At 72.6% G+C, this 13,387-nt stretch carries 15 protein-coding genes; 14 read left to right on the top strand and 1 reads right to left on the bottom strand.

The genetic code is table 11. The annotated features are described in order from the left end of the window. Positions 1–414 precede the first annotated feature (414 nt). The 10 genes from AA75_RS14400 to era all read left to right on the top strand — a co-directional run bounded on the left by AA75_RS14400 (position 415) and on the right by era (position 7,333). Complete coding sequence (locus AA75_RS14400) at positions 415–768, top strand: HIT domain-containing protein (RefSeq protein WP_033820382.1); 354 nt, start codon at positions 415–417, stop codon at positions 766–768. A gap of 4 nt (positions 769–772) precedes the next feature. After that, complete coding sequence (locus AA75_RS14395) at positions 773–1,693, top strand: ribonuclease Z (protein WP_033820381.1); 921 nt, start codon at positions 773–775, stop codon at positions 1,691–1,693. Between the two features lie 166 nt (positions 1,694–1,859). Further along, complete coding sequence (locus AA75_RS14390) at positions 1,860–2,960, top strand: PhoH family protein (RefSeq protein ID WP_033820380.1); 1,101 nt, start codon at positions 1,860–1,862, stop codon at positions 2,958–2,960. Positions 2,961–2,974: 14 nt separating this feature from the next. Then, the gene (ybeY, locus tag AA75_RS14385) at positions 2,975–3,469 is read left to right on the top strand and encodes an rRNA maturation RNase YbeY (protein ID WP_033820379.1); all 495 of its coding nucleotides are present in this window, start codon (positions 2,975–2,977) and stop codon (positions 3,467–3,469) included. A gap of 13 nt (positions 3,470–3,482) precedes the next feature. After that, positions 3,483–4,808, top strand: a complete 1,326-nt coding sequence (locus AA75_RS14380) for a hemolysin family protein (RefSeq protein ID WP_149038129.1) — start codon at positions 3,483–3,485, stop codon at positions 4,806–4,808. A 110-nt stretch (positions 4,809–4,918) separates the two neighbouring features. Further along, positions 4,919–5,149 (top strand): hypothetical protein, encoded by a 231-nt coding sequence (locus tag AA75_RS14375; RefSeq protein WP_033820378.1) that lies wholly within the window; start codon positions 4,919–4,921, stop codon positions 5,147–5,149. 21 nt (positions 5,150–5,170) lie between these two features. After that, positions 5,171–5,707 (top strand): DUF4383 domain-containing protein, encoded by a 537-nt coding sequence (locus AA75_RS14370; RefSeq protein ID WP_033820377.1) that lies wholly within the window; start codon positions 5,171–5,173, stop codon positions 5,705–5,707. 46 nt (positions 5,708–5,753) lie between these two features. Then, entirely contained in the window at positions 5,754–6,107 is a 354-nt protein-coding gene (locus tag AA75_RS14365) for a cytidine deaminase (protein WP_033820376.1), read from the top strand. Positions 6,108–6,191: 84 nt separating this feature from the next. Continuing rightward, the gene (locus tag AA75_RS49305; RefSeq protein WP_158515499.1) at positions 6,192–6,356 is read left to right on the top strand and encodes a hypothetical protein; all 165 of its coding nucleotides are present in this window, start codon (positions 6,192–6,194) and stop codon (positions 6,354–6,356) included. A 47-nt stretch (positions 6,357–6,403) separates the two neighbouring features. Next, positions 6,404–7,333 (top strand): GTPase Era, encoded by a 930-nt coding sequence (era, locus tag AA75_RS14360; protein ID WP_033820387.1) that lies wholly within the window; start codon positions 6,404–6,406, stop codon positions 7,331–7,333. Between the two features lie 86 nt (positions 7,334–7,419). Here era and AA75_RS14355 read toward each other — a convergent pair whose 3' ends face one another. Beyond that, positions 7,420–7,827 (bottom strand): DUF4267 domain-containing protein, encoded by a 408-nt coding sequence (locus AA75_RS14355; RefSeq protein ID WP_033820375.1) that lies wholly within the window; start codon positions 7,825–7,827, stop codon positions 7,420–7,422. Positions 7,828–7,949: 122 nt separating this feature from the next. Between AA75_RS14355 and AA75_RS14350 the strand changes: the two genes are divergently transcribed. The 4 genes from AA75_RS14350 to pstA form a co-directional block, all read left to right on the top strand. Beyond that, a complete protein-coding gene (locus AA75_RS14350; protein WP_033820374.1) occupies positions 7,950–8,543 on the top strand; it encodes a TetR/AcrR family transcriptional regulator in 594 nt (197 codons plus the stop codon). Between the two features lie 489 nt (positions 8,544–9,032). Then, on the top strand, positions 9,033–9,464 hold the full coding sequence (locus AA75_RS14345; protein WP_149038128.1) for a hypothetical protein: 432 nt from the start codon (positions 9,033–9,035) through the stop codon (positions 9,462–9,464). Further along, positions 9,461–10,477 (top strand): phosphate ABC transporter permease subunit PstC, encoded by a 1,017-nt coding sequence (pstC, locus tag AA75_RS14340; protein WP_199520324.1) that lies wholly within the window; start codon positions 9,461–9,463, stop codon positions 10,475–10,477. The genes AA75_RS14345 and pstC overlap by 4 nt, the downstream gene beginning before the upstream one ends. Beyond that, positions 10,474–13,387: phosphate ABC transporter permease PstA (gene pstA, locus AA75_RS50855; protein WP_063794355.1), on the top strand; the 2,914-nt coding region annotated here is incomplete at its 3' end. The genes pstC and pstA, both read left to right, overlap by 4 nt.

Genomic DNA, 13,387 nt, shown 5'->3' with positions numbered 1-13,387 from the left:
AGTCGCCGGGCCGGGCGGCCGACAGCCGGGCGACGGCCAGCAGCAGCAGCCGGTCCACGGCGAACACGGCGGCCGGCACGGCGGCCGCCACCAGCAGCGGGCGAAGGACGGTCCAGATCGGCATGCGGGTCTCCTCCTGACACGGTCGGGGTCGGGGGCGGGTCGGGGGCGGCCGGTCGCCGGGTACGCGTCGAGGCCCCGGGAGGGGAGCGGGCCGGGGCCTCGACGCCTGGCGCCGGCGGACGGGACGGCGCCGTCCGTCGCCTGCCCGCTGAGACGCCTTCAAACATCCGGGCCGGTCCCGGCGGCCGGTCCCTCGCGCCGGCCGCCCCGGCCCCGGGGCCGCCGACTCGGCTAGGCTGCCGCCGACACCGGCACCGGCCGGTGACGACCGATCAGCGCGAGGAGAGCGAGATGGCCGGCGAGCCGCAGTCCGACTGCGTGTTCTGCAAGATCGTGGCGGGCGAGATCCCGGCCACCGTGGTCCGCAGGACCGCGGACACCGTCGCCTTCCGGGACATCCACCCGCAGGCGCCCACCCACGTCCTGGTCATCCCCGCGGTGCACTACCCGGACGCCGCCGCGCTCGCCGCCGCCGAGCCCGCCGTCGCCGCGGAGCTGCTCACCGAGGCCGGTGAGGTCGCGGCCGTCGACGGTCTCGCGGACTACCGGCTGATCTTCAACACCGGTGCGGGCGCCGGCCAGACCGTGTTCCACGCCCACGTGCACGTGCTGGGCGGCGAGCCGCTGCGCGAGGGCCTGGTCTGATCCGGTGTCACAGCGCGAACTCGTCGTCCTGGGCACCGCCAGCCAGGTGCCCACCCGGCACCGCAACCACAACGGCTACCTGCTCCGCTGGGACGGCGAGGGCCTGCTCCTCGACCCCGGCGAGGGCACCCAGCGGCAGATGCTGCACGCCGGGGTGTCGGCCACCGGGATCACCCGGATCGCCGTCACCCACTTCCACGGCGACCACTCGCTGGGCCTGGCCGGGGTGATCCAGCGGATCAACCTGGACCGGGTCCCGCACCCGGTGGACGTCTACTACCCCGCCAGCGGCCAGGTGTTCTTCGACCGGCTGCGGTACGCGACCGCCTACCACGAGAGCGCCCGGCTGCGGCCCCGCCCGATCCCGGTGGCCGGCCCGCTGTCCGCGCCCGGCGCGCCGTTCGAGCTCTCCGCGGTCCGGCTCTCGCACCCGGTGGACTCCTTCGGCTACCGGCTCACCGAACCGGACGGGCGCCGGCTGGTGCCCGCGCGGCTCGCCGCGCTCGGCCTGCGCGGCCCGCTGGTCGGCCGGCTCCAGCAGGAGGGCTCGGTCACCCTGGAGGACGGCCGCACCGTGACCCTGGACGAGGTCAGCGAGGCCCGGCCGGGCCAGCGGTTCGCGTTCGTGATGGACACCCGGCTGTGCCCGGGGGTCCACGAGCTCGCCGACGGCGCCGACCTGCTGGTGATCGAGGCGACCTTCCTGGACGCCGACGCCCGGCTGGCCGAGGAGCACGGCCACCTGACCGCCGCCCAGGCCGCCCGGGTGGCCGCCGAGGCCGGGGTCCGGACCCTCGTCCTCACCCACTTCTCGCAGCGCTACCCGGCGTTGGACGGCCATCTCGCCGAGGCCCGCGCGCACTTCGACGGCGAGATCGTGGTCGCCGAGGACCTCGCCAGGGTGCCGGTCCCGCCGCGGCGATGACCGGAAAACCATTCGCCTCACCGGCCGCGCGGGTCCAGCATCGGATGCGCCGCCCGGGGTGCCGCGCCGCCGCAGCGAACATCTGCGCGGCGTACCCTGGTGACCCGGAGAGCCCGCGCGGCACCACGACTCGACAGATGGGATGAGCAGGCCTCAGCGCCGACCCATGAGTGACACACCGCAGACCCGAACCAACGGTCACCGTCCCGACGCGGCCAGCACCCGGATCGTCATTCCGGAGAAGCACCCGATGGTCACCCTGCTGGGGGCGGCCGACTCGCTCCTGCGGGTGATCGAGAGCGGCTTCCCCGACGCCGACATCCACGTCCGCGGCAACGAGGTCACCGCCACCGGCGACCAGGCCGAGATCAAGCTCGTCGAGCAGCTCTTCAGCGAGATGATGCTGGTGCTGCGCACCGGCCAACCCCTGACGGAGGACGCCGTGGAGCGTTCCATCGCGATGCTCAGGAAGGCCGCCGAGGACCCGGCCCACCCGGCCCCGTCCGAGGTCTTCACGGCGAACATCCTCTCCAACCGGGGCCGCACCATCCGCCCCAAGACGCTCAACCAGCAGCGCTACGTCGAGGCGATCGACAAGCACACCATCGTCTTCGGCCTCGGCCCCGCGGGCACCGGCAAGACCTACCTGGCGATGGCCAAGGCCGTGCAGGCGCTGCAGGCCAAGGAGGTCAACCGGATCATCCTGACCCGGCCGGCCGTCGAGGCGGGGGAGCGGCTGGGCTTCCTGCCCGGCACCCTCTACGAGAAGATCGACCCCTACCTGCGCCCGCTGTACGACGCGCTGCACGACATGATGGACCCCGACTCCATCCCGCGGCTGATGGCGGCCGGCACCATCGAGGTCGCCCCGCTCGCGTACATGCGCGGCCGCACCCTGAACGACGCCTTCATCATCCTGGACGAGGCCCAGAACACCTCGCCCGAGCAGATGAAGATGTTCCTCACCCGCCTGGGCTTCAACTCCCGGGTGGTGGTCACCGGCGACACCAGCCAGATCGACCTCCCCGGCGGCACCCGCAGCGGCCTGAAGGTCGTCCAGGAGATCCTGGCCGACGTGCAGGACATCCACTTCTCGGTGCTGACCAGCACCGACGTGGTCCGGCACAAGCTGGTCGGCCGGATCGTGGACGCCTACGAGCGCTGGGACGCCCAGCAGGAGGCCGACGAGGCCGGCACCGCCCGCACCAAACCCGTCCAGCGTCGGGGCGCGCGTGCGCCCCGGCAGTCCCATCGCGCCGAAAGCTGAGTACCGAACCCTCCATGTCGATCGACATCGCCAACGAGTCCGGGTGGGACGCCGACGAGGAAGCCATCCTCGACGTCGCCCGCTACGCCCTCGACAAGATGCGGATCCACCCGCAGTCCGAGCTCTCCGTGATCCTGGTCGACAGCGAGGCCATGGCCGAGCTGCACGTGCAGTGGATGGACCTGCCGGGCCCAACCGACGTGATGTCCTTCCCGATGGACGAGCTGCGCCCCGGCAAGGAGGGCGAGGACTTGCCGCAGGGCCTGCTCGGCGACATCGTGCTCTGTCCGGAGGTGGCGAAGCAGCAGGGCCTGGCCGCCCCCACCAAGCACGCCATGGACGACGAGCTGCAGCTGCTCACCGTCCACGGTGTGCTGCACGTGCTCGGCTACGACCACGAGGAGCCCGAGGAGGAGCGCGAGATGTTCGCGCTCCAGAAGCGGATCCTGGACGGTTGGCGGGCCGGTCGCGGACTGTCGGGGCTCTCCCCGGCGCCGACCGTCCACTGAGGGCCGGCCGTCTGTGAGCGGTGCGAGTACGAGCTTCCTGGTCGGAGCTCTGCTGCTGGTGGTGCTCGGCTGGCTGGCCGCCTGCGCCGAGGCCGGGATCTCCCGGATCTCCCGGTTCCGCGCGGAGGAGGCCCACCGGGCCGGCCGGCGCGGCTCCGACCGGCTGCTGGTGCTGACCTCCGACACCATCCGCTACCTGAACCTGGCCACCCTGATCCGGGTGGCCGCCGAGATGGCGGCCGCCGTGCTGGTCACGGTGGTCTGCGTCCGGTCCTTCGACAGCACCTGGCAGGCCGTCCTGGTGGCGTTCGGCGTGATGGTGCTGGTGTCCTTCGTCGCGGTCGGCGTCTCGCCCCGCACGATCGGCCGCCAGCACCCGCTGACCACGGCCACGGCGGCGACCTTCGTGCTGCTGCCGCTGGCCCGGATCCTCGGCCCGATCCCCAAGCTGCTGATCCTGCTCGGCAACGCGCTGACGCCGGGAAAGGGGTACCGGGAGGGCCCGTTCGCCTCCGAGGCCGAACTGCGCGCCCTGGTCGACCTGGCCGAGCAGGACGACCTGATCGAGGACGAGGAGCGCCGGATGGTGCACTCGGTCTTCGAGCTGGGCGACACCATCGTCCGCGAGGTGATGGTGCCGCGCACCGACCTGGTGATGATCGAGCGGCACAAGACGGTCCGGCAGACCCTGACCCTGGCGCTGCGTTCCGGCTTCTCCCGGATCCCGGTGGTCGGTGACAACGAGGACGACGTGGTCGGCATCGTGTACCTCAAGGACCTGGTCCGGCGCACCCACATCAACCGGGACTCCGAGTCCGAGCCGGTCGGCTCGGTGATGCGCCCAGCGGTGTTCGTCCCGGACTCCAAGCCCGCGGCCGACCTGCTGCGCGAGATGCAGCAGATGCGCTCGCACGTGGCGATCGTGATCGACGAGTACGGCGGCACCGCCGGCCTGGTCACCATCGAGGACATCCTGGAGGAGATCGTCGGCGAGATCACCGACGAGTACGACCGGGAGATCGCCCCGGTCGAGGACCTCGGCGACGGCTCGTACCGGATCACCGCCCGGCTGCTGGTCGAGGACCTGGGCGAGCTGTTCGGGATCGAGCTGGCCGACGAGGACGTGGAGACCGTCGGCGGCCTGCTGGGCAAGCGGCTCGGCCGGGTGCCGATCCCCGGGTCCTCCTGCGAGATCCCGGTCCCGGACGAGTCGGTGACCGACCTGACCGCGATCCGGCTGACCGCCGAGAGCTCGGCCGGCCGCCGCAACCGGATCGGCACCGTGGTGGCGGCCCCGGTCCGTACGGCGGACGAGGGCGAGGACCCGGACGGCGACTGACCCGGCCAGGACGAAACGGCCCGTGGGGTGCCACCCCGCGGGCCGTTTCGTCCTCGTACGAAGCCACGGTCCGTTTGACCGGGGCTCCGAACGCTCCCGACGATGAAGTCATGGCACATCAGTTGCGTGCGGAGTACGGGCCCGAGGGTCCGTCCGGTGCCGTGCTCAAGTGGCACGTCGTCCGGACCGGCGAACCCACCATGGCCATGTGCGGCGCCCCGGTCGACCCCGGGGCCGAGAGCAAGCCGGAGACGGCATGGGGGACGGGCCTGCGCATCTGCCAGCAGTGCGGGTCCCTGTATCTGCACGAGGTGCCGTTCCACGGCGCCGAACACGGTTAGACCCCAGGCCAGGAGGTCTCCATGAAACTGCAGGACGAACTGCCCGTCGACCACCGGCTCGGCCAGGTGTACCGGGTCGGCGCCGGACTCGGCGGGGTGTTCCTGCTGGTCTTCGGCATCCTCGGGCTGCTGGACCACCCGAGCTTCCTCGACACCCAGGGCAAGGAGGTCATCGGGCTGTCGAGCAACGGCACGCTGAGCGTGATCTCCATCATCGCCGGCGTGATCCTGATCGCCGGGGCGGTGATCGGCGGCAACATCGCCTCCACCATCAACATGATCATGGGAGTGCTCTTCATCCTGGCCGGTTTCGTCGGCCTGATGGTGCTGGACAGCAGCGCCAACCGGCTGGCGTTCCGGATCCCCAACGTGATCTTCAGCTTCGTGTTCGGCTTCGTGGTGCTGACCTTCGGCATGTACGGCAGGGTCAGCAGCCACCTCCCGCAGGACAACCCGTACTGGAAGCAGCGGCACAGCAAGCCCGAGACGCTGCCCAACGGCCCCCCCGCCCTGGTCAAGGTGATGCGGCCCGGCGACCCCCGGCCGACCGGCCACTGAGACACCCCGGACGGCGCGGGCGGCCCGCCGCCTATGCTCAGGCCTCATGAGTGAGCTGACCGGGCTGGACCCCGAGGACAAGAAGATCATCACGCTGGCCCGCTCCGCCCGCGCCCGCAACGGCGTGGCGGAGGGGGCCGCGGTACGTGACGAGACCGGCCGGACCTACGTGGCCGGCACCGTCGCGCTGGAGTCGCTGCGGCTGAGCGCCCTGCAGACCGCCGTGGCGATGGCCGTGGCCAGCGGCGCCAAGGGCCTGGAGGCGGCCGCCGTGGTCACCGCCGCGGACACGCCCGCCGAGGCCGACCTCGCGGCCGTCCGGGACCTGGGCGGGGCCGGCACCCCGGTGCTGCTGGCCGGCCCGGACGGGACGCTGCGGGTCCGGGCCGAGGCCCGCTGAACCGTCCTGGCCCGGGTGCCCCGGCCGGGGCACCCGGGCCGCGCGGACCGATAGTGTGACCGCGGACTGCCCGGGGAGGGGACCATGGGGGTGCTGGCGTTCTTCGCCGGTCTGCTGCTGACCGTGATGGGGTTCGGCCGCTGGAAGGAGACCGGGTCGCCGTACTGGCTGATCGGCTCGCTGGTGCTGCTGCTGCTCGTCCTGATCGGTGCGCTGACCTCGCCCGGAGGCGGCAAGAAGACCGGTTGAGCCGGGCTGGTCCGTCCACCCCGTGGTGATCAGGGAGAATGGTCGGCATGAGTGCCCCTTCATCCCCGTACCGCTCCGGGTTCGCGTGCTTCGTCGGCCGTCCCAACGCGGGAAAGTCGACCCTGACCAACGCGCTGGTCGGGACGAAGGTCGCGATCACCTCCGACCGCCCGCAGACCACCCGCCACACCGTGCGCGGCATCGTGCACCGCCCGGACTCCCAGCTGGTCCTGGTGGACACGCCCGGCCTGCACAAGCCCCGCACGCTGCTCGGCGAGCGCCTCAACGACCTGGTCCGCTCGACCTGGGCCGAGGTCGACGTGATCGGCTTCTGCCTGCCCGCCGACCAGAAGCTCGGCCCCGGTGACAAGTTCATCGCCAAGGAACTCGCCGAGGTCAAGAAGACCCCCAAGGTCGCCATCGTCACCAAGACCGACCTGGTCGACTCCAAGAAGCTGGCCGAGCAGCTGATCGCGATCCACCAGCTGGGCCTCGAGCTCGGCATCGAGTGGGCCGAGATCATCCCGGTGTCCGCCGTCGGCGACCAGCAGGTCGAGCTGGTGGGCGAGCTGCTCACCAAGCTGCTGCCGGCCGGCCCGCCGCTGTACCCGGACGGCGACCTCACCGACGAGCCCGAGCAGATCATGGTCGCCGAGCTGATCCGCGAGGCCGCGCTGGAGGGCGTGCGCGACGAGCTGCCGCACTCGCTGGCCGTGGTGGTCGAGGAGATGATCCCCCGCGAGGGACGCCCCGCCGACCGGCCGCTGCTGGACATCCACGCCAACGTCTACATCGAGCGGCAGAGCCAGAAGGCCATCGTGATCGGCGCCAAGGGCGCCCGGCTCAAGCACGTCGGCACCACCGCCCGCAAGCACATCGAGGCGCTCCTCGGCACACCGGTCTACCTGGACCTGCACGTCAAGGTGGCCAAGGACTGGCAGCGGGACCCGAAGCAGCTGCGCAAGCTCGGTTTCTGACCGGGCCGGCGCACGACGGGGCCGGCCGGACATCGCGTCCGGCCGGCCTTCGGCGTTTCCGGGGCCAGAGCGGCCCTGCGGGGCGCTCAGGCCCGGGCGGCGGGCGCCGGGGCCGTCCGGCCCTCGGTGAGCAGCAGGGCCGCCGTCAGCAGCACCACGCAGGCGGCCGAGCCGTGCACGGCCAGCGCGAAGCCGAGGGTGCCGCCGTGCGTGGTGACGGCGGTCGCGTCGCCGAGCGGGACGAGGGCGTCGAGCAGGACCACCCAGCCGAGCGCGCGGCGCTGCCCGAGCGCGAGCAGGACCAGGACCGTGCCGCCGACCGCGAGGTCCCGCACGCCCTTGACGACGAAGTAGCCGGTGGCGTTCCCCTGCGGCCAGGGGGTGATGCCGAAACCGTCGGGCGCGGCCGGGTTCAGCAGGAAGTTGAGCCCGAAGAAGATGACCGTGGCGCCGGTCAGGACCGCCAGCACGGTGGTGATGCGCTGCCTGGACATCTGGTTCCCCCTGAGGACGTGCCGGTGCCCGGCGGCGCCGACTGGCTTCCTAGCGTTGCTAGGTCTGAGATCGATGCTAGGACTATCCCTGCTCGAATGTCTAGCGGTGCTAGGATCCGACCATGGCCGTACAGCAGCGCCGGGAGCGCGAACGGGCGGAACGCCACCTGTTGATCATTCGAGCCGCGCGGGAGCTGGCCGAGGCGGAGGGCTGGGGCGCGGTGACCACGCGCCGGCTGTCCGAAGCCGTCGAGTACAGCCAGCCCGTCCTCTACAGCCACTTCGCGTCCCGGGGCGCGATCGTGGCCGCGGTCGCCGTCGAGGGCTTCGAGGAGCTCGCCGCCGCCCTGCGTGCGGCCCGGGCGGGCCTGGCCGACCCCGCCGAGGCGCTGCGCGCACTGGCCGGCGTCTACCTCGGCTTCGCCCGGGAGCGGCCCGCGCTCTACGCTGCGATGTTCGTCCACGAGACAGACCTGGAATTCGGCACCGAGGACTCGCCCGCCCCGCTGAAGGCCGCCTTCGGCGAGTTCGCCGCCGTGGTCGGGCCGCTCGCAGCCGCCCGCGGCGGCGACCCGGAGACCTTCGCCGAAGTGCTCTGGGGCGCCCTGCACGGCCTGGCCGTCCTCGCGGCCGGCCGGCGGCTGCGACCGCAGCACCACGACGCCCGGGTGGACCTGCTGATCCGTCAGCTCACCGCGCTCCCCGCCGGGCGCTGACCGGCCCGGGGGCCGGTCCGGCGGCCGCCGCCCGCGCTTGGTCTCCGGTTGGGAGGGCCGGGCCGGCCGGGCGCCCGTGCCAACAGAAGGCAAACCCCGCCGCGGGCCGCCCGCGGCGGGCGGTTGGCCGGATCCGTTCGGCTCCGGACCCCGAACGGCCCCGGCGGGCACCGCCCGGCCGCCGGCCGCCGAACGGGCCTCCGGGGCCCCGGGGAAGGGGCCTCCGGAGGTGGCCGCGGCGGCCCGGGACGTGTACCTCCGAGGCGTTCCACAGCGCCTCCGGTCGCCCACCGACCGTCGGTCCAGCGGCCCGCGACCACTCCTGAGGTATCGTCAGATTGGAACGGGTGGTGCGCGACTTGTGGAGGAGTGGCGCGCCACCCGTTCACGGGTTCCGTGTCCGGCGTTCATGCCGCGGCATCCGTTCATCCCCCCGGGGTCGAGACGGTCTCTTCCGGCCACTGAGCGCTTCGGAAGGCGACACCGGGCATGGGACAGCCGCGATTCCTCCTTGTCAGCAGACCCGTGCACCCGCACGGGGTGCGTACGGGTGACGCCGTGGTGTGGCGCCTGCTCGGTGCCAACAACCGGCACCTCGGGCAGAGCGAGGAGACCTTCCGGGACGCCGACGCGTGCCTGGCCTCGATCGCCCGGCTGCAGCAGCGGGTGGACCGGCTCCGGGCCACCATCGGCACCGTCGAGCACGGCCAGCTCTGGCGCTGGCGACTGGAGTTCGAGAACGTCCCGGTGGCCTGCTCGACCCGGGCGTTCCGCCGCCAGCGCGAGTGCCAGTACAACCTCGGGCTGTTCCTGGCCGGTGTGCTCAGCGCCGCGGCCGGCGGCCCGCAGCAGGCCAGGCCACTGGCCCTGCCGGCCCGGTCCGTCCCGCAGCCGCGCGGCGCCCTGCGGAGCCTGGTGTGAGCGCGCCCGCCGGCACCGCCGCCGAACCGGCCGGGGCGGCCGCCGCCCGCCCGCTGACCGTCAACCCGGGCCTGGCCGACCGGGTGTTCCTGCTCTGGGCACGCGGCAGCGGAGCCCTGGTCCTGCTGGTGATGCTGGCCGTCGGCGGCTACCTCGCCGTCCGCGCGGTCCAGGCACTGCGGGTGGCCGGCTGGTCCTTCCTCACCACCACGGACTGGAACCCGGACGCCGGCCACGGACACTTCGGCATCGCCGCGGTGCTGATCGGCACCGTACTGATCGGTGGGATCGCGGTGGTCCTGGCGATGCCGCTGGCGCTCGGCTGCGCGCTGTACATCAGCGAGTACGCGCCGCGGCGCGCCAAGCGGCTGCTGATCGGCCTGGTCGACCTGATGGCCGCGGTGCCCAGCGTGGTCTACGGCGTCTGGGGCTTCGTCCTGCTCCAGTACCAACTCGCCGGGGTGGCCCGCTGGCTGGCGACCTACGTCGGCTGGTTCCCGCTGTTCCGCACCCGCGGGATCGACCTCGACGACCCGCTCAACCCGCCGGTCATCTTCACCGCCTCCAGCCTGATGGCCGGCATCGTGGTCGCCTTCATGATCACGCCGATCATGTGCTCGATCATGCGGGAGGTCTTCGACCAGGCACCGGCCGGCGAGCGCGAGGGCGCGTACGCGCTGGGCTCCACCCGCTGGGGCATGATCCGCTCGGTGGTGCTGCCCTTCGGCCGCGGCGGCATCATCGGCGGCACCATGCTCGGCCTCGGGCGGGCGCTCGGCGAGACCATCTCGGTCTACCTGATCCTCTCCATGCAGTTCGAGATCCAGCCGCACATCCTGCAGACCGGCGGCAGCGCGGTCGCCCCGATGATCGCGCTGCGCTACGGGGACTCCTCGCCGTTCGCCATCTCCGCCCTGATGGCGGCCGGCCTCGCGCTCTTCCTGCTCACCCTGGTCGTCAACTTCGCCGCGGCCGCGGTGGTGGCGCGCAGCCGTTCGGGAGCCAGCTCATGACCACCACCGCGCCCACCACCACCGCCGCGCCCACCACCACCGCCGGGCCCACCACCACCGTGGTGGCGGCGCCCGCCGCCGGGAGCGACCCGCCCCGGCGCCGCACCGGGGGCCGCCGCGGAGCAGACACCTGGGCGCTGTGGTCCAGCCTGGCCGGCGCCCTCGCGGTCACCGCGCTGCTGTTCCACTGGATCGCCCCGCTCAGTGGCGTGATCGGGTTCGCGGTCTGCGCCTGGCTCTGCTTCCTCGGCCTGTACGCGCTGGTCTCCCGCGACGAGGGCCGGATGGCGGTCCGCGACCGGCTGGCCGCGGTCGTCGTGCAGAGCATCGCGCTGCTGCTGCTCGGCGTGCTGGTGTGGACGGTGAGCTACGTCTTCTGGCACGGCCGGACCGCGCTGGCGCACCCCAACTTCTTCACCCAGGACCTCTCCGCCGCCGGGCCCGCCGACCCGCTGGACAAGGGCGGGGCGCTGCACGCCATCGTCGGCACCCTCACCCAGATCGCCATCGGACTGAGCATCACCATCCCGCTCGGCATCAGCTGCGCGGTCTTCCTCGGCGAGGTGCCGGGCCGGTTCAGCCGGCTGGTGCGGACCCTGGTCGAGGCGATGACCGCGCTGCCGTCCATCCTGGCCGGCCTGTTCGTCTACGCGGTGCTGGTGATCGGCCTGGGGCAGAGCAGGTCCGGCTTCGCCGCCAGCGTCGCGCTGTCGGTGATGATGCTGCCGATCCTGATCCGCGCCTCCGACGTGGTGCTCCGGCTGGTGCCGGCCTCGCTGAAGGAGGCCTCGTACGCGCTCGGGGCCAGCCGCTGGCGGACCGTCTGGACGGTCACCCTGCCGAGCGCCCGCTCGGGCCTGGCCACCGCGGTGATCCTGGCGGCCGCCCGCGGCATCGGCGAGACCTCACCGGTCCTGCTCTGCTCCGGCTACACCAAGCTGCTCAACTTCGACCCGTTCTCCAGCCCGCAGGCCTCGCTGCCGCTGATGGCCTTCACGCTGGTGAAGTTCCCCTCCGAACTGCACGTCGCCCGGGCCTTCGGCGCCGCGGCGGTGCTGCTCGCCCTGGTGCTGGCGCTGTTCCTGCTGGCCCGTGCGGTCGGCGGGCGCGGACCGGACGAGCTGACCCGGCGCCAGCAGGAACGCCGGATGCTGCGCTCCGCGGACGACGTCCGCCGGATGCAGCGGCCCACTGCCGCCCCCGGACACCACCCGGCCCAGCCCCAGGCCCAGGCCGGGGCGCAGGCCGAGAACCAGAACCAGCGTCAGAACCGAACCGCCCGGAAGGTCCCCGTGCTGCGCCGAGCGCTCTCCCGCACCCTCACCCTGCTCGCCGCGCTGGCGGTGTTCGGATCCGCGCTGGCCCTCGGCGCGCCCGGCGCCCGGGCCGACGACTACCGCCGGATCGGCGGCGCCGGCTCGACCTGGAGCTTCAACGCGGTCGACCAGTGGATCAGCAACGTCAAGCAGTACGGCATGACCATCGACTTCGACCCGGGCGGCTCCACCTTCGGCCGCAACCAGTTCAAGAACGGCAGCACCGACTTCGCCGTCACCGAGATCCCGTACAACCTCACCGACCAGGGGCAGGTCGACGCGCCCCCGCCCTGGCCGATCGCCTACCTGCCGATCGTGGCCGGTGGTACCTCGTTCATGTACAACCTGAAGATCGGCGGCAACCGGGTCACCAACCTGCGGCTGTCCGGCGAGACCGTGGCCAAGCTCTTCACCGGCCAGATCACCAAGTGGAACGACCCCGCCGTGCAGGCCGAGAACCCCAGCCTGCGGCTGCCGGAGACGCCGGTGCGCCCGGTGGTCCGCTCGGACGGCTCCGGCACCACCGCCCAGCTCACCTCCTGGTTCGCCAAGAAGTACAAGTCGATCTGGGATGACTACTGCGTGAAGACGCCGCGCAAGGCGCCCTGCGCGATGACCTCCTGGTTCCCCCGGCTGGAGGGTTCCAGCTGGCCCGCGCTCGGCAGCTCCGACGCGGTCGCCAAGACCGTCGCCAACGACCGCAACGACGGCACCATCACCTACGTCGAGTACTCCTACGCGCTCAACAGCCACTTCCCGGTGGTCAAACTGCTCAACTCGGCGGGCTACTACGTGGAGCCGGCCGGCAAGAACGTCTCGGTCGCGCTCAAGCACGTCCAGATCAACCCCGGCGACCTCACCCAGCAGCTCGACGGCGTGTACGACGCCCCCGAGCCGGCCGCCTACCCGCTGTCCAGCTACAGCTACATGGTGGTGCACACCACCGAGCTCAGGGACAGCTTCACCAAGGACAAGGGCCGCACCCTCGGCGCGTTCGGCTACTACTTCCTGTGCGACGGCCAGCAGCAGGCCGACGGCGGCGGCTACTCCCCGCTCACCCAGGACCTGGTGAAGTCCGGCTTCGAACAGCTCGCCAAGATCCCCGGCAGCGAGGGCCGCGCCTTCGACGCCGCGAAGTGCAACAACCCGACCTTCGGCAAGAACGGCGCCAACCCGTACGCCGACAGCGCCGACCAGCCCAAGGACTGCGACAAGAAGGGCTCCGCCGCCCAGTGCGCCACCGGCACCGGCGGCAACAAGACCGTCACCCCGGTCAGCAAGGGCGGTGCGGGCGCCGCCGGCGCCGACCCCGGCAAGGCCGGGACCGGGACCGGTGCCCCCACCGGCGCAGCGGCCGCCGCCTCCGGTGGCGGCTCCGGGGCCCCCACCGGCGCGGACACCGCGGCCGGGGACCAGAGCGGCGACGGTGCGGCAGGCGGTGACGGCGGTGGCGGTGGCGGTGGCGGACAGCGGTACACCGCCGACGCGGTGGCGCTGTCCGGCGTCGCCGGAACCGGGCTGCGGCACACCCTGATGGTGCTGGCCGGCCTGCTGCTCGGCGCGGTGATCGTGCTCCCGCCGGTGATCGCCGGCC

The sequence above is a fragment of the Kitasatospora sp. MBT63 genome, assembly GCF_000710465.2.
Lineage (GTDB): Bacteria > Actinomycetota > Actinomycetes > Streptomycetales > Streptomycetaceae > Kitasatospora.
Note: the sequence above shows the minus strand (reverse complement) of the source record. Positions and strands in the feature narration are given on the sequence as shown.